Origin of the sequence: Pseudomonas sp. S12(2018), assembly GCF_024355235.1 — a bacterium.
GTDB lineage: Bacteria > Pseudomonadota > Gammaproteobacteria > Pseudomonadales > Pseudomonadaceae > Aquipseudomonas > Aquipseudomonas palmensis.
On record NZ_QLAD01000003.1, the window covers coordinates 484,157 to 498,542 of the forward strand.

At 67.1% G+C, this 14,386-nt stretch carries 15 protein-coding genes; 1 reads left to right on the forward strand and 14 read right to left on the reverse strand.

Annotation, left to right across the window (positions count from 1 at the left end; translation table 11 throughout):
- Positions 1 to 12 precede the first annotated feature (12 nt).
- The 14 genes from DN388_RS09375 to DN388_RS09440 form a co-directional block, all read right to left on the reverse strand.
- Positions 13 to 930, reverse strand: coding sequence for a dihydrodipicolinate synthase family protein (locus tag DN388_RS09375; RefSeq protein ID WP_043861054.1), 918 nt, complete (start codon positions 928 to 930; stop codon positions 13 to 15).
- A 124-nt stretch (positions 931 to 1,054) separates the two neighbouring features.
- Positions 1,055 to 2,083: a proline racemase family protein gene (locus DN388_RS09380; RefSeq protein ID WP_254999046.1), complete on the reverse strand. Its 1,029-nt coding sequence runs from the start codon at positions 2,081 to 2,083 to the stop codon at positions 1,055 to 1,057.
- Positions 2,084 to 2,199: 116 nt separating this feature from the next.
- Positions 2,200 to 2,922, reverse strand: a complete 723-nt coding sequence (locus DN388_RS09385; protein ID WP_054916116.1) for an amino acid ABC transporter ATP-binding protein — start codon at positions 2,920 to 2,922, stop codon at positions 2,200 to 2,202.
- Entirely contained in the window at positions 2,915 to 3,565 is a 651-nt protein-coding gene (locus DN388_RS09390; protein ID WP_043861057.1) for an amino acid ABC transporter permease, read from the reverse strand. The genes DN388_RS09385 and DN388_RS09390 overlap by 8 nt, the downstream gene beginning before the upstream one ends.
- A 10-nt stretch (positions 3,566 to 3,575) precedes the next feature.
- Positions 3,576 to 4,241, reverse strand: a complete 666-nt coding sequence (locus tag DN388_RS09395) for an amino acid ABC transporter permease (RefSeq protein ID WP_043861058.1) — start codon at positions 4,239 to 4,241, stop codon at positions 3,576 to 3,578.
- A complete protein-coding gene (locus DN388_RS09400; RefSeq protein WP_254999050.1) occupies positions 4,234 to 6,015 on the reverse strand; it encodes an aconitase X in 1,782 nt (593 codons plus the stop codon). Before DN388_RS09400 ends, DN388_RS09395 begins: the two co-directional genes overlap by 8 nt.
- 10 nt (positions 6,016 to 6,025) lie before the next feature.
- Positions 6,026 to 6,844: a transporter substrate-binding domain-containing protein gene (locus DN388_RS09405; RefSeq protein WP_043861060.1), complete on the reverse strand. Its 819-nt coding sequence runs from the start codon at positions 6,842 to 6,844 to the stop codon at positions 6,026 to 6,028.
- Positions 6,845 to 7,092: 248 nt separating this feature from the next.
- Positions 7,093 to 7,842, reverse strand: a complete 750-nt coding sequence (locus tag DN388_RS09410) for an AraC family transcriptional regulator (RefSeq protein ID WP_043861061.1) — start codon at positions 7,840 to 7,842, stop codon at positions 7,093 to 7,095.
- Positions 7,843 to 7,916: 74 nt separating this feature from the next.
- On the reverse strand, positions 7,917 to 9,173 hold the full coding sequence (locus tag DN388_RS09415; protein ID WP_254999052.1) for an FAD/NAD(P)-binding oxidoreductase: 1,257 nt from the start codon (positions 9,171 to 9,173) through the stop codon (positions 7,917 to 7,919).
- Positions 9,170 to 9,406: a 2Fe-2S iron-sulfur cluster-binding protein gene (locus tag DN388_RS09420; protein WP_088515459.1), complete on the reverse strand. Its 237-nt coding sequence runs from the start codon at positions 9,404 to 9,406 to the stop codon at positions 9,170 to 9,172. Before DN388_RS09420 ends, DN388_RS09415 begins: the two co-directional genes overlap by 4 nt.
- Positions 9,399 to 10,514: an FAD-dependent oxidoreductase gene (locus DN388_RS09425; protein ID WP_315406570.1), complete on the reverse strand. Its 1,116-nt coding sequence runs from the start codon at positions 10,512 to 10,514 to the stop codon at positions 9,399 to 9,401. Before DN388_RS09425 ends, DN388_RS09420 begins: the two co-directional genes overlap by 8 nt.
- Positions 10,511 to 11,443, reverse strand: a complete 933-nt coding sequence (locus DN388_RS09430; protein ID WP_054916112.1) for a 4-hydroxyproline epimerase — start codon at positions 11,441 to 11,443, stop codon at positions 10,511 to 10,513. Before DN388_RS09430 ends, DN388_RS09425 begins: the two co-directional genes overlap by 4 nt.
- Positions 11,444 to 11,595: 152 nt before the next feature.
- The gene (locus DN388_RS09435) at positions 11,596 to 12,300 is read right to left on the reverse strand and encodes a GntR family transcriptional regulator (RefSeq protein ID WP_254999067.1); all 705 of its coding nucleotides are present in this window, start codon (positions 12,298 to 12,300) and stop codon (positions 11,596 to 11,598) included.
- Positions 12,301 to 12,342: 42 nt separating this feature from the next.
- Positions 12,343 to 13,320, reverse strand: coding sequence for a LysR family transcriptional regulator (locus DN388_RS09440; RefSeq protein ID WP_088515457.1), 978 nt, complete (start codon positions 13,318 to 13,320; stop codon positions 12,343 to 12,345).
- Between the two features lie 113 nt (positions 13,321 to 13,433).
- Here DN388_RS09440 and DN388_RS09445 point away from each other — a divergent pair, with 113 nt between their 5' ends.
- Positions 13,434 to 14,321, forward strand: a complete 888-nt coding sequence (locus DN388_RS09445) for an SDR family oxidoreductase (protein WP_254999069.1) — start codon at positions 13,434 to 13,436, stop codon at positions 14,319 to 14,321.
- The last annotated feature ends 65 nt before the right edge of the window (positions 14,322 to 14,386 follow it).

Genomic DNA, 14,386 nt, shown 5'->3' on the forward strand with positions numbered 1-14,386 from the left:
CCCGGCACTCACTCAGAGGCCGACATCCGGCAGTTCGGGGCGGTTGGCCAGGGCCTTGGCCATGATCTGCTCGACGAACTCGCGGTCGTCCTTTGGCAGGGCCAGGCGCGGTGGACGGGTCAGCGCGCTGCCGCGACCGGCAATGGCTTCACACAGCTTGATGCACTGCACCAGGTCGGCGCGGGCATCCAGGTGCAGGATCGGCATCAGCCACTCGTAGATCGGCATGGCCTCGGCAAAGCGTCCGGCCTTGGCCAGGCGGAAGATCGTCTCGCCCTCCTTGGGGAACACGTTGGACATGCCCGACACCCAGCCCTCGGCGCCCACCGCGATGCTTTCGAGCACCACGTCGTCGAGGCCGGCGAACAGCACGAAGCGGTCACCCACCTCGTTGCGCACGTCGATGAAGCGGCGGGTGTCGCCGGAGGAATCCTTGAAGCACACCACGTTGTCGCAGTCGGCCAGGGAAATCAGGATGTCCGGGGTCACGTCGTTTTTGTAGATCGGCGGGTTGTTGTAGACCATCAGTGGCACGTCGGCATGCTTGGCCACGTAACGGTAGTGCTCGGCGGTCTCGAACGGCTTGGAGCCGTACACCAGTGCCGGCATCAGCATCACCCCGTCCACGCCCACCTTGCGCACCGCGTTGGCCACCTTGGCGGCCTGCACGCTGGTGAACTCGGCCACGCCGCAGATCACCGGAACACGCCCACGCGAGGCATCCACCGCCACTTCGGTCACGGCAATCTTTTCTTCGGCCGTCAGCGAGGTGTTCTCGCCCACCGAGCCGCACACCACCAGGCCCGACACGCCGTCGCGGATCACGTTGGAAATCACCTGGTGGGTTTTTTCCAGGTTGATGGAGAAGTCGTCGTTGAATTGGGTGGTGACCGCAGGGAACACGCCACTCCAGTTGATGCGCTTGCTCATTGGTTGTCTCCGGTGGTTGTTAGTATTTCGTATACGATATTTTATGTGTGTGAAGCAGACCAGCGTTATTTCGGGGTTTTTGCTGGTCTTTTTGCTTAGGGTTTGTGAATCAAGGGCTTAGCGATCAGGCGCCGGGCCAGGTGTCCGACAGTCGGTAGCCTTGTGGCCACGGGTCGGCGGGGTCGAGCAGCAACTGATGGGTACCGGTGATCCAGGCACGCCCCGAAATGCACGGGTAGATGGCGGCGCGGCCGGCCACTTCGGTCAGCGAATCGATGCGACAGTGGAACTCCGAGCCCAGGATCGAACGGCCGATGAAGCGTTCGCCCACCTGCATCAGGCCCTTGGCCTGCAACACTGCCATGCGCGCCGAACAGCCGGTGCCGGTGGGGGAGCGGTCGATCTTGCCGGGCTGGATCACCACCGCGTTGGCACCGGTGGCCACGCCATTCTCCATCACGATGGGCGCGGCGATCTGGCAGAACGAGATATGCGACCAGCCGGGGTTGAGCGGGTGCACAAAACCCAGTTGTTCGTTGGCGGCGCGGGTGATCTTCAGGCCCATCTCCACCAGGTCGGCGGCCTCGTCGGGGCGAATGGCAAAGCCCAGGCGCTGGGCATCGACAATCGCGAAACTGTCGCCGCCATAGGCGGTGTCGACCTGCAGCGAGCCCACGCCCTCGACCTCGATCCAGGCGTCCAGGCGGTCGGCGAAGGAGGGCACGTTCCTGACCTCCACGCGCTGCACCTTGCCGTCCCGGCATTCGGCCACGGCCTCGATCAGGCCGCCGGGGGCTTCAAGCACCAGGCGGGTCTGCGGCTCGGTCATCGGCAGGATGCCGCTGTCGAGCAGCACCGTGGCCACGCACAGCGAGTTGGAGCCGGACATCGGCGGGGTGTCGGCCGGCTCCATGATGATCCAGCCCATCTGCGCGGCCGGGTTCTTGGGCGGCACCAGCAGGTTGACGTGACGGAACACGCCGCCACGCGGTTCGTTGAGCACGAAATTGCGCAGGGTGTCGTCCTGCGCGATCCAGCGCGACTGTTCCCACAGGGTGTCGCCCGGTGGCGGCGCGACGCCACCGACAATCACATCGCCGACCTCGCCTTCGGCGTGGCAGCTGACTACATGAATCACCTTTGATGAACGCATTGCCTGGCTCCTGATTGATTGGGGCTGCTGCGCAGCCCATCGCGGGTCAAGCCCGCTCCCACAGGGTATGGGCTGATCTGTGTGGGAGCGGGCTTGACCCGCGATGAGGCCCCTGGTTACTTCACTGACTTGAGAAACGCCGCCGTCTCCGGCTGCTGCGGGTTGCCGATCACCTGGTCCGGCGAGCCGATCTCGTGCACCAGCCCGTTGCGAAAGAACGCCACCCGGTCCGACACATCCCGCGCAAAGCGGATCTCGTGGGTCACCAGCACCATGGTCATGCCGTCCTCGGCAAGCATGCGCATGGTGTCCAGCACTTCGCCCACCAGTTGCGGATCGAGCGCCGAGGTGGCCTCGTCGAACAGCATGTAGTCCGGCGACATCGCCAGCGCCCGGGCAATCGCCATGCGCTGCTGCTGGCCACCGGACAACTTGCCGGGGAAGGTCTTGAACTTGTCGCCCAGCCCCACGTGGGTCAGCTGCTGGATCGCCAGTGCCTCGGCTTCCTCGCGGCTCTTGCCCAGTACCTTGCGCGGCGCCAGCATCACGTTCTCCAGCACCGTCAGGTGCGGGAAGGCATTCCACTGCTGGAACACGATGCCGATCTTCTGGCGCAGGCGGTTGAGGTCGGTGGCGCGGTTGTGCACCTCGATGCCGTCCACGCGAATGCTGCCCTTCTGGATCGGCTCCAGGCCGTTGATGCACATCAGCAGGGTCGACTTGCCCGAGCCCGAACCGCCGATGATCGACACCACCTCGCCCTTGTTCACCGTCAGGCTCACGCCCTTGACCACTTCCAGGTCGCCGAAGGATTTGTGTACGTTGTCGATCTCAATCATTTTCTTGCCACCTTCTTTCCAGTCGGGCGCCCAGGCGTGCGACCACCAGGCTCATGACGTAATAGATGAGGCCCGCGATGCACAGCACCAGCAGGGGTTCCTGAATCCGTGTGACGATGGTCTGGGAGGCGCGCAGCAATTCGACGATGCCGATCCACATCACCAGCGCGGTGTCCTTCATCACGCTCAGCACCAGGTTCAGCCAGCCCGGAAAGGCCACCCGCGAGGCCATCGGCAGCACGATCCAGCGCAGGTCCTGCAGGTAGCTCAGGCCCAGCGACCGGCTGGCCCGGCGCACGCTGGGCGGTACCGCCAGCACACCGCTGCGCACGATCTCGGTGAAGTACGCCGCGGCGTACACCCCCAGCACGATGCAGCCCACGCTGAAGGCGCTGATGTTCAGGCCCACGATGCTCTTGAACGAGTTGAACAGCACGAACTGGATCAGCAGCGGCACGCTGCGAAACACATCCAGCACCCAGGCCAGCGGCAGGCTGGCGCGTGGCAGCAGCGCACGCAGCAGGCCGAACACCAGCCCGGCCACCGAGCCCAGCATGATCGACCAGAAGGTCAGCTGCAGGGTGACCCAGGCCCCGTCGAGCAGGAACAGCATGTCGTTCCAGGTAAAGCTTGTAGAAAACATGGACAGCTCCTCAGTAACGGAACAGCCGCCAGGCCATCAGCCGGGCCACCGCGACGATCAGCTTGGCGATCAGGTAATACAGCACCGCTGCAATGGCGAAGTACTCGAAGGTGCGGAAGGTCTTGACGTTGTAGTCCTGGGTCACGCCGGTGAGGTCGTTGTTGAGCCCCACGATCACCCCCAGCGAGGTCATCAGCACCGCCCACACCATCTGGTTGCTCAAGGGGTAGAACACCACCCGCAGCAGCTGCGGCACGATGATCATGCGGTAGGCCTGGAACGCGCTCATGCCCAGCGAGCGTGCCGCGCGCATCTGCGTGGTCGGCACTGCCTTGAGCCCGCCGCGAAAGTTCTCCGCCAGGTACCCGGCGTTGTTGAAGGTGATGCCGGCCAGCAGCGCGAACCACGAACTCACGTGCAGCCCCAGCGAGCCAAGCCCGAAGTACAGGATGTAGATCTGGAACAGCGAAGGGGTGTTGCGCGCAATCGATACCCAGGCATTGCCGATGCCGCGCAACACCGGCTGCTGCGCTTCACGCATCACGGTCAAGGCCAGGGCGATCAGCACGCCGAAGATCATCGACAGCGCGGCGGTCTCGAAGGTGACCCAGGCGCCGGCCAGCATGTCGGGCAGGGCGCGCAGGGCCGAGCGCCATTGGAAGGTGTAGTCAAACATGCGCGGGGCTCTCCTGTGGGGCGGCCGGCTGCAGCCAGGCCGGCAGGCGACCGCTGGCGCTGCCGGTGCAGGCGGCCTCGACGCACTCGCCAAGGCTGGCGAAATGCACCGCCCGGCCCGCCAGCCCGGGGGCGTAGTGGGCGTATTTGCCCGAGTTGGTCATCAGTGTGCGGGCGGCGGGCGGGATCACCGGCTCGCCGAGCATGCACCAGCAGGTGTCGGTCACCAGCACCGCGCCGAAGGCTTCGATCGGGGCAAGGTGGCCGGCGTCACGGGCCTGCTCCAGCACCGCACGGCCGCAGGTGATCACCAGGCTGACCGCCGGGTTGCGTGTGCGCCCGCGGCACAGCTGTGCCAGGTGCGCGAACTCCCCCAGGGAGAAGTGCGGGTTGCCCAGCGACACCAGGTCCACCTGGCTGTCACGGGCACTGTTCAGCTCGCGCCAGCTCACCAGCAGGTCGGCCAGGGCAATGCGTTTTACCGGCAGCACCTCGCCCGTGCTGACCGCCTGGGCCGGGTCCAGCGCTTCGGGGGTGACCCCGGCGATATGGAACAGCGGCGCCGCCGAGGTGGTGGCGAACGCGGCGCCGAAGGCCTTGAGGTCGTCGTGGGTCGGGGCAAAACCCTCCAGCCCCGTCACCAGCGGGATCTGGCTGCCGACCATGGCGCCGATGTGATAGCCCAGCAGCGGGTAAAACGCATCGTCCAGGTGGGTCAGCGCCGGCAGGTCGATCTGCACCCGCGCCTTGCGCTGGGCCTCCAGGTGGCAGCCGATCAGCGGCGCGCGGCCGGTCAGGGCGATGCAGATATCCAGGTAGTCGGGGTACTTCAGGGTACGCGCGCCGAGCACGCTGTTGGCGTACACCACGGCGTTGGACTCGGCCCACACGATCTGCTCGCCGAGCTTCGGCGCGCTGTCGAGCAGGTAGGGGGCGCAGGTAAAGCTCATCTGCGCACCCATCGCCATGTAGGCATCGCCCAGCGCACTGGCAGGTTCGCCCAGCGCCGCGTCGATACCCAGTTCGCGCCAGCGGCGCTGGTCCACGGAAATCGAATTGAGGGTGGTCGGCACCCGCACCCTGGCGCCCCACTGCACCAGCTGCTGCGCAAAGCGCAGGCTGGCGGGGCCGGTGTAGATGCAGCCGTCGATATGCGCCTGGCTGATGTCCACCAGGCTGTGTGCGCCCTGCAGCTCGGCCATGCGCAGCACGATCTGCATCGCCACCTGCGCGGCCTTGCCCAGGTCGCCCGCGAGCAAGGCCTGGTCGTGGTCGGTAAGGGTGAGGGTGGTCGGGCGCGTCGCCGCCGGCGGGCTGGCGGGGGCTGCCGGCAGCGCCTCGGCGGGGGCCTGGTCGAACAGCACCAGGCGCTCGCCCTGCACCTGCGCAAAGGCCTTGCCGCGCAGGGCGGCAAAGGCCTGCTGGCCGATGCACAGCACCGGCAGCGAGCGCCCGAACAGCAACTGCGCCACCAGCACGCCCAGGGTCAGGATCTCATCCGGCTCGGCCAGCACCAGTGCCGCCGGTGCATGGCCGTTGCTGATCAGTTCCATCATCACACTGCTGCCGGTACACGAGCCGCGCCCGCTGGGAATGGCCAGCACGCGGCCGGCCAGGTGTGCGCCGCTGAGCGGGTGATGGCGGTCGATGACCTCGCCGCTGAAGGCGTCGACACCGCCCCAGAAACTCAGGCCGATGTCGGCGAACAGCAACTCGCCACTGGCCGCGCCATCGACCAGGCTACGCCCGTTCAGGGCAGTGGAAGGGCTGGGCATGCCGGGCACCTCAGTAGTAGACCTTCGGCACGGTCAGGTCGGTCGGCGGGATATCGGTGCCTACCCATTTGACGAACAGCTCGTTGTAGCGGCCGCTACGTACCTGCTGGTTGACGAACAGGTTGAGGTAGTTGAGCAGGCCGTACTCGTTGCGCTTGGCTCCCAGCGACACGTAGTCGATCACGTAGGGTGCGTTGCCGGCGATCTTCAGGTTCTTGTACTTGCCCGACTTGAGCGTGGCGGCGGCCACGGTGTTGGTCACCACGGTGGCATCGATGTGCCCCTGGGCCACGGCCAGGATGGTGTCGTTCTGCGACTGGTAGGCGCGGAAACTGCCGCTGCCCCACTGCTTCACGTCCTTCTCCAGCGCGATGGCTTCATAGGTGCCGCTGGTGTTGCCCAGGGCCTTGCCCTTGATGTCGTCGAAGCTGTTGATGCCGGTGTTGTCGCGGGTCAGCACGACCATCTGGAAGGCAAAGTAGGGCACCGTGAGGCCGACCGTCTTGGCCCGCTCCAGGGTGTCGGAGGTGGACGCCACGATCACGTCGGCCCGCCCCGAGACCAGCGCCGGGATACGGTCCGGGAACGGCGTCTCGACGATCTCGGCATCTACCCCGAGGACCTTCGCCAGGTCGTTGCAGTAGTCGACGTCGAAGCCGGCCGGCTTGTTGGCGTCGTCGCGAAAGCCCATGGGCGGGAAGTCCAGGGTCACGGCGCAGCGCAGCTTGCCGGAGCCGATGATGTCATCGAGCTTGTCGGCCTGGGCGGTGGCGATGAAGGAGGTACTGAGCACAGCGCTGAGAGCTACAACAAAAGCGGGGTTTTTCATGGAAGCCTCGTTTGTCGGAAGGTGCTGGTAGCGGGCGTATTGTGAATTTCGTATACGATATTTTTATAGCAATGCGCGTGCCTGTTTTTGCCCGGGCGATGCAATTGCTGTGCGGCCCTTGAGCCAGAGGACTTGCGTTGAATCCGGCAGGGCAGGCGGGCGGTGCGCAGGAAACGCTGCCCGGTGCCGGCGGTGTTACATATGGGAGCAGTGGGTGCGGCGGCGCACCCTAAAGGAACACACCGCGTCTAGCGACGGGTATCGCGGTACTGGCTTGGCGACAGGCTGGTGAGGGCGCGGAACTGGCGGCTGAACGCGCTGTGGTCGGTGTAGCCGCAGCGCAGGGCGATCTCGGTGATCGGCAGGTCGCTGTGGTGCAGCAGTCGCGAGGCTTCTTCAAGGCGCACCTTGTGGATCATCTGGCGCGGGGTGAGCTGGAACACACGCTTGCAGTTGCGCTCCAGCTGCGCGGCAGACAACCCGGCAATCGCGGTCAGCTCGGCCAGGCTCACGGGCCGTGCGAAGTGCTCGCGAATGTGCGCATCCACCGCCGCCAGGCGATCGAAGCCGGGGTGGCTGGCCTGGGGCGCCTGCAGGTCGCGGGAGATGCCGGCCAGGCCGACGATCTGGCCCTGGGTGTCGAACAGTGCCAGCTTGTGGGTCAGGCACCACACCGGCTGGTTGCCGAAGTACAGGTGCAGTTCGAGCTGGTCGGCCAGCTCGCGGCCGCTGTCGAGCACGCGGCGGTCCTGCGCGGTGTACAGCGGGCCGAAGCGTTCGGGGAACACGCTGTCGGCGGTCAGCCCCAGCAGCTCGTGGCTGTGCCTGAAGCCGCAGCGCCGCGCCAGGGTGTGGTTGACGAAGGCGTAGCGGGCCTGGGTGTCCTTGATGAAGAACACCACGTCGCTCAGCGTATCGAGCAGCGGCGCGATCGGCTGCAGGCTGCTCAGCAGGCTGGGCAGGTCGCAGGGCTGGAAGCTGTTGAGCGATACGTACATGGCGCTGACGGTCTGGTGGGCACCTTCGGGATCATAGAGATCCGGCGCCCGCCTCGAAAGCCCCGGGCTGCGTTTCATGCGGGCGGGGTGTCGTCCAGGCACAGCAGGGTCTCGATGCGCGCCGGGCTGAACGGCGGGCGCGGCGCCGAGGGCTGCCAGCCGAACAGGTGCTGCGCTGCGGCGCCGCACACCCGGCCCTGGCAGGCGCCCATGCCGCAGCGGCTGCTCAGCTTGGCCTCGCGCCAGTCACGCTGGCCGGCGAGCTTGCTGTAGGGCACATCCTCACAGCGGCATACCAGGGTGTCGGGGCGGGCCAGTTGCTTGAGCTGCGGGGCAAGGGCGAAGGCGTGGTTGAGCGCCTTGGCGAAGCCCTGCCAGCGCGCTCGCTGCGGCCAGTGGCGGGCGGCGCCCTGGCGGTCGCCCACGGCCGCCAGCCCGGCAATGGTGCCTTCCACCAGCGCCAGTTCGCTGCCCCCAAAACCGGTGCATTCCCCCGCCGCGAACAGGCCCGGCTCACTGGTGGCCTGCCACGCATCCACGGCCAGCGCCTGGCCGTGGAGTGTGCAGCCCAGGGCCTGGCCGAGCTGGCTGTTGGGAATCAGGCCGAAGCCGCAGGCCAGGCGCTCGCAGGCCAGCTCGACCAGCTTGCCGTGCTGGCGCAGGCGCACGCCTTCGAGGCGCTCGCTGCCGAGTGCCTCCACCACATGGCTGTCGGTGCGGTAGTGGCGGTCGAACAGGCCGAACGCCTGCAGCAGCTTGTTTGGCCAGCGCGGCAGTTGTGCGGCAAAACCCGCCACCGCGCCGCGGGTTGCCTGTTCGGCAACGCCTACCACCTGCGCGCCGTTGTGCCGCGCCGTGGCAGCGCTGGCCAGCAGCAGCGGGCCGCTGCCGGCGATCACCACGCGCTGGTCGCGCACCGGCAGGCCGCCCTTGATCAGTGCCTGCAGGCCACCGGCACCGGTCACGCCGGGCAGGGTCCAGCCGGGGAAGGGCAGCAGCAGTTCGCGTGCGCCGGTGCACAGGATCAGCGTGTCGTAGTCGATCACCCAGCCGCGCTCGGCGTCTTCCACCAGCAACTGGCGCGGGCCGGTGGCGGCGATCACGCGGGTCTGCGGGTGGTGCTGCACATTGTTCAAGGCGCCCACGTGCTCGCGCAGGCGCTGTGCCTGCGTCGGCACGCTGGCCTGCGGGCCGTCGCGCCAGATCTGCCCGCCGGGCCAGGGGTTGTCGTCCAGCAGCACGATGCGTGCACCGCTGGGGGCAGCGGCCAGTGCGGCATTGAGGCCGGCCGGGCCGGCGCCGATGATCAGTACGTCGGCATGGGCGCTCATGCGTGGGTCTCCACCTGCATGCCGTCGCGGCACAGGGTCTGGCAGGCCAGGCGGCGCCGGCCGTCGATGCTCACCCGGCATTCCTGGCAGATGCCCATGCCGCACAGCGGTGCGCGGCGCTGGCCGCTCACCGAGGTACGCGTGCAGCCGTCGCCAGCCAGGGCCAGTGCAGCGGCCACGCTGGTGCCTTCGGCCACGCGCAGGGCACGTCCGTCCAGGGTCAGTTCAGGCATGGGTCGGTTCTCCGAGAAAACGCTGTGGCTGGTAGGCCTGTGCGGCCAGAGGCGGGTGTTCGTCGAACAGTTGCGCCACCAGCAGGTCGGCGGTGGCCGGGGCCGTGGTCACGCCCAGCCCTTCATGCCCCACCGCCAGCCACAGGCCGGGGCGTTGCGGGTGCTGGCCCACCAGCGGCAGGCCGTCGGGGCTGGCGGCGCGAAAGCCGGTCCAGGCGCGAATCGCATTGAGCTGGGCCAGCGCCGGCACGTATTCGGTGGCGCGCTTGAGCATCCTGGCAAGCATCCAGCCTTCCACCTGCGGGTCGGTGGTGCCGAACTGGCGTGAAGCACCGATGAACAGCTGGCCGGTAGGGCGCGGCTGGATATTGCACGCGGCCGACGGGCCGCTGGCGTTGTGCGCACTGGTCACGTAGCCCAGTTCCACCAGGGTGTGGGTGACCTGGCCGGGGTAGCGGTCGGTGATCAGCAGGTGGCCCTTCTTGGGTTGTATCGGCAGTTCGGGGCACAGTTCGGTGGCCTGGATACCGTTGGCCAGCACCACGGCCGTGGCGGCCAGCCACTGGCCGTCGTCCAGGCGCACGCGGGCGCCATCCACCTCGGCGACCCGTGCCTGGCGCTGGCGAATGCGCGGCTGGTCGAGCATCCAGCGTGCGGTGGCCGGGGCATACAGAATGCCGTCGTCCTCGATCAGCAGGCCGCCCTCCAGCCCTTCGCGCAGCAGCGGTTCGCGTTCGCGCAATCGAGGTGCGCCGACCAGCTGGCAGATCACCCCATGGGCGCGCAGGTTGGCATGCTTGTGCTCGGCCACGGCCATTTCTTCAGCGTTGGCGGCCAGCCACAGGGTGCCGTTGCTGCGGTAGGCGCAGCCTTCGGGCAGGTTGCGCGCAATGTCGCGCCAGCGTTGCAGCGAGTATTTGCTCAGGGCCAGTTCGGCGGGGTTGTCGTCCAGCACCAGCAGGTGGCCCATGCCGGCGGCGGTGGCGCCGGGCAGCCCGGCATCCAGCACCAGCACGTCGAGGCCGCGCCGGGCCAGGGCCTGGGCGCAGGCCGCGCCGATGATGCCGGCGCCCACCACGATCACATCGGCGGCCAGGCCCTGGGTCACAGGCGGATGCCCCAGGCGAACGGGTCGTCCTGCTCGATGATCAGCGTGGCTTCGGCGCTGATATGCGCGCGGCCGCGAATGGTCGGCACGATGCGATCGCCGGCGGTTTCGAACGAGCCTTCGAACTGGCTGCCGATCACGCTGGCCTGGCGCCAGATCTGGCCCGGTTGCAGCTTGCCGTCGGCGGCCAGGCACGCCAGCTTGGCGCTGGTGCCGGTGCCGCAGGGCGAGCGATCATAGGCCTTGCCGGGGCACAGCACGAAGTTGCGGCTGTCTGCGTCGGGGTCGTCGGCGAACAGCTCGACGTGATCGATCAGGCCGCCGTCCTCGCCGCGCAGGCCCTGATCTTCCAGGGCCTGCTGCACGGCCACGGTGTAGGCGGTGAGCGCGTCGAGGTTGTCGCCGCTGATACGCAGGCCGTGCTCGGCCACCAGGAAGAACCAGTTGCCGCCCCAGGCGATATCGCCGGTCACTTCGCCGATGCCGGGCACCTGCACGCTGACGGCGTGGCGATAGCGGTAGGCGGGTACATTGCGCACGCTGACCGAGTGGTCGTCGTGCAGGGTGGCTTGCACGTTGCCCACGGGGGTTTCGAGGGTGTGGGTGCCGGGGCCGATCCTGCCCAGGTGGGCCAGCGAGATCACCAGGCCGATGGTGCCGTGGCCGCACATGCCCAGGTAGCCGGTGTTGTTGAAGAAGATCACCCCGGCGCAGGCGCTGGGGTCGACCGGTTCGCAGAGCAGTGCGCCCACCAGCACATCATTGCCGCGGGGTTCGAGCATGCAGGCGGCGCGCCACTGATCGTGGTGTTCGGCCAGCTGTTGCCTGCGTTCGGCCATGCTGCCGTGGCCCAGGTCGGGGAAGCCTGCGGTGACCAGGCGCGTGGGTTCGCCGCCGGTGTGGGAGTCGATCACGGTGATGCGTTTCATGGGGCGCGTCCGTTGGGGGTATGGACGCAAGGGTGGCGGTTGGTGGGGGGTGGCGTCTTGATGGAATTGCGCGGTGTGGATGACGAAATCGGCATAGGGCCATGACATGTCCGAACTGTTGCAACGCGCCATGGCCTGGGGGTTTTGAGAGGTCAGCCTTGTCGGCCCGGCTCCAGACTGGGGTGGGGCTTGGCCATCGGCAAGTGCTCCAGCAAGGTCTCGCACACCCCCGCAATATGCTCATCCAGCAAGCCCACCGCGCGCTCCACATCACCCGCCCGGCATGCATCGAGGATCTCGCGGTGTTCGTGGTCGGCACGCTCTTTGCCCGCCGACAGGCTCATCTGCATGCGCAGGTACCGCTCCAGCTTGTCGTTCACCGAACGGATCATGCTCACCAGAAACGGTCGCTGCGCCGGCTCGTACAGGCACGCATGCAACTCCCAGTTCAACTGCGCCCAGCGCCCCACATCGTTCTCGCCAATGAACTCCTGGCAGATGCGCTCGGCCTGTTCGAACGTGGCCTCGGTCATGTTCGGGATGGCCAGGCGCAACACCTTGTCCTCCAGCAACATGCGCACCTCGAACATCTGCGCCAGCTCGAAATCCGACAAGCGCGTGACCATCGCCCCACGGTTGCGCTGAAACATCACCAACCCCTCGGCCTCAAGCCGCTTGAGCGCCTCGCGCACCGGGATCTTGCTGACGTTGAACTGACGCGCGATGTCGTCCTGGCGAATCGGCTCGTCTTCGTCGAAGTGCCCGGCCACGATGGCATCGCGCAGGTGCCGGGTGATGATCTCGGACGTGGAGGGCGTGTTGCCCAGGTCCGGCGCGTTGAGTTTGGGTAGGTTCACGGTGGCAATCATTCGAGGGGATTTAGGGATATGGTATACGAATTATCTGGAAACGTTCGCCCGGGAGCGCGACGCGTTGCCACACGATGACGGCGACGGCGGCTCGAAACCGTCCCCCGACAGGCACTGGCGCAGGTGCGTCAGCAGCGTCGCGACCTTGGGCTGCGCCTGCCGGCTCTTGAGCCACGCCAGGTGAATCGGCAGGCCGTCGGTGGCCAGCGGCGCCAGCACCTGCACCAGGCTGCCGTCTTCCAGCTGACGACGAATCAGCCAGGTCGGCAGCTGTGCGATGCCATGCCCGGCCAGCACTGCGGCCACCTGGCCCTCGGCATCGCCCACCGCCATGCGTGCCGGCATGATCCGACGCTCGGTATGCCCGGGGCGGGCGGTAGGGAAGTGCCACGGGCCGACCATGCCGTCATTGAGCCCGTACACGATGCAGCTGTGGCGTTCCAGTTCGAGCTCGTTGCCGGGCTCGCCATGGCGCTCCAGGTACGCGGGGGCGGCGCAGAACACCACGCGCTGCGAGCCCAGGTAATGGTGCCCCACCGCCGCCGGCCAGCTTTGCGGCCCGCCGATGCGCACGAACAGGTCGATGCCGGCCTCGACCGGGTCCACGAAGCGGTCGGAGAAGGTCACGTGCGGCATCAGCAACGCATGCTCGCGCACGCAGGCCAGAATCGCCGGCAGCCCGTGCAGGCGCCCGAAGGCCGCCGGCAGGTCGATGCGTACCCGGCCGCGCGGCTCGGCGTCTTGGGTGCTCAGCGCCAGCTCTGCCTCTTCCAGCTCGGCCAGCACGCCGGTACAGGTGCGATAGAACGCCGCCCCGGCTTCGGTCAGCGCCACGCGCCGTGTTGTGCGTGCCAACAGGCGCGTGTGCAGCCGCGCCTCGAGCCGCGCGACGCTCTTGCTGACTGCCGAGCCGGTCAGGTTAAGGCGCTCGGCCGCGGCCTTGAAGCTGCCCAGGTCGGCCACGCAGACGAACACGTCGATGCCCTTGAGGCGTTCCGAAGAATACATGTGCCCACCCCATTGATGAATTGCAGTCACTTTACCCGGTAAAACATATCGCCAATACGCCGTTTGTTCCCGAGTAGCCTGATTCAACCTCTACTGCACAACAGGTTGCGACCATGCACGACACCAAGCCCACCGTCCTCATCACCGGCGCCACCGGCCAGATCGGCGGCGACACCCTGCGCTTTCTGCAAGGCGACGACACCATCGAACTGGTGGCCGCCGTGCGTTCGCCGGCCAAGGCGCAGCCCTTCGAGGCCCGTGGCATCCGCACGGTGATCATGGACTTCGACCACGAGCACACCCTGGCGCCGGCCCTGCAGCGCGTCGACCGGGTGCTGCTGGTGACCGGCTACAGCGTCGACATGCTGCGCCAGAGCAAGGCCTTTCTCGACCGCGCACGCCACGCCGGGGTGCAGCACGTGGTGCACCTGGGGGCCTGTGGCGACGACGACGCCACCATCGGCCACTGGGCCTGGCACCAGTTCGTGGAGCGCTATGTGCAATGGTGCGGCTTCAGCTTCACCCACCTGCGCCCGGAGTGCTTCATGCAGAACCTGCTCAGCTACGACGGCACCCAGGCCGTGCGCAACGGCGTGATCGAACAGTACACCGGCCACACGCGGTTCAGCTGGGTCGACGGCGAAGACGTGGCGCGGGTGGCGGCGCAGGCCCTGCTGCACCCGCAGCGCCATGCCGGGCAGACCTACCGCCTGGGCTACGACGTGAAGTCCTACGACGAGGTGGCACAGGTGATGAGCGAGGTACTCGGCCAGCCGTTTCGCTATGACGCGCAATCACCCGACGTGTTTCTCGAAAACATGCGCGCCGCCGGCGCCGAGATGGCCTACATGAGCTGCGTGCACGACAACTTCACGCGCATGGCCGCCGGCACCATCCCCGGGGTCGACCAGGTGTTCGATAACTTCCAGGCCATCACCGGCCGCGAGCCGGTGCGCTGGGTGGATTTCGTGCGCAAGCACCGGGCTGCATTCGCCTACTGATCGAATACATGTCTGAATCTTTTTGTAAGGGGTAAATGCCAGATTAGAAGCTGGTCAATCTTCAT

What these genes read in the sequence shown, in the direction of transcription:
- DN388_RS09375 (WP_043861054.1), bottom strand. Translation starts at nt 930, where the DNA reads ATGAGCAAGCGCATCAACTGGAGTGGCGTGTTCCCTGCGGTCACCACC.
- DN388_RS09380 (WP_254999046.1), bottom strand. Translation starts at nt 2,083, where the DNA reads ATGCGTTCATCAAAGGTGATTCATGTAGTCAGCTGCCACGCCGAAGGC.
- DN388_RS09385 (WP_054916116.1), bottom strand. Translation starts at nt 2,922, where the DNA reads ATGATTGAGATCGACAACGTACACAAATCCTTCGGCGACCTGGAAGTG.
- DN388_RS09390 (WP_043861057.1), bottom strand. Translation starts at nt 3,565, where the DNA reads ATGTTTTCTACAAGCTTTACCTGGAACGACATGCTGTTCCTGCTCGAC.
- DN388_RS09395 (WP_043861058.1), bottom strand. Translation starts at nt 4,241, where the DNA reads ATGTTTGACTACACCTTCCAATGGCGCTCGGCCCTGCGCGCCCTGCCC.
- DN388_RS09400 (WP_254999050.1), bottom strand. Translation starts at nt 6,015, where the DNA reads ATGCCCAGCCCTTCCACTGCCCTGAACGGGCGTAGCCTGGTCGATGGC.
- DN388_RS09405 (WP_043861060.1), bottom strand. Translation starts at nt 6,844, where the DNA reads ATGAAAAACCCCGCTTTTGTTGTAGCTCTCAGCGCTGTGCTCAGTACC.
- DN388_RS09410 (WP_043861061.1), bottom strand. Translation starts at nt 7,842, where the DNA reads ATGTACGTATCGCTCAACAGCTTCCAGCCCTGCGACCTGCCCAGCCTG.
- DN388_RS09415 (WP_254999052.1), bottom strand. Translation starts at nt 9,173, where the DNA reads ATGAGCGCCCATGCCGACGTACTGATCATCGGCGCCGGCCCGGCCGGC.
- DN388_RS09420 (WP_088515459.1), bottom strand. Translation starts at nt 9,406, where the DNA reads ATGCCTGAACTGACCCTGGACGGACGTGCCCTGCGCGTGGCCGAAGGC.
- DN388_RS09430 (WP_054916112.1), bottom strand. Translation starts at nt 11,443, where the DNA reads ATGAAACGCATCACCGTGATCGACTCCCACACCGGCGGCGAACCCACG.
- DN388_RS09440 (WP_088515457.1), bottom strand. Translation starts at nt 13,320, where the DNA reads ATGTATTCTTCGGAACGCCTCAAGGGCATCGACGTGTTCGTCTGCGTG.
- DN388_RS09445 (WP_254999069.1), top strand. Translation starts at nt 13,434, where the DNA reads ATGCACGACACCAAGCCCACCGTCCTCATCACCGGCGCCACCGGCCAG.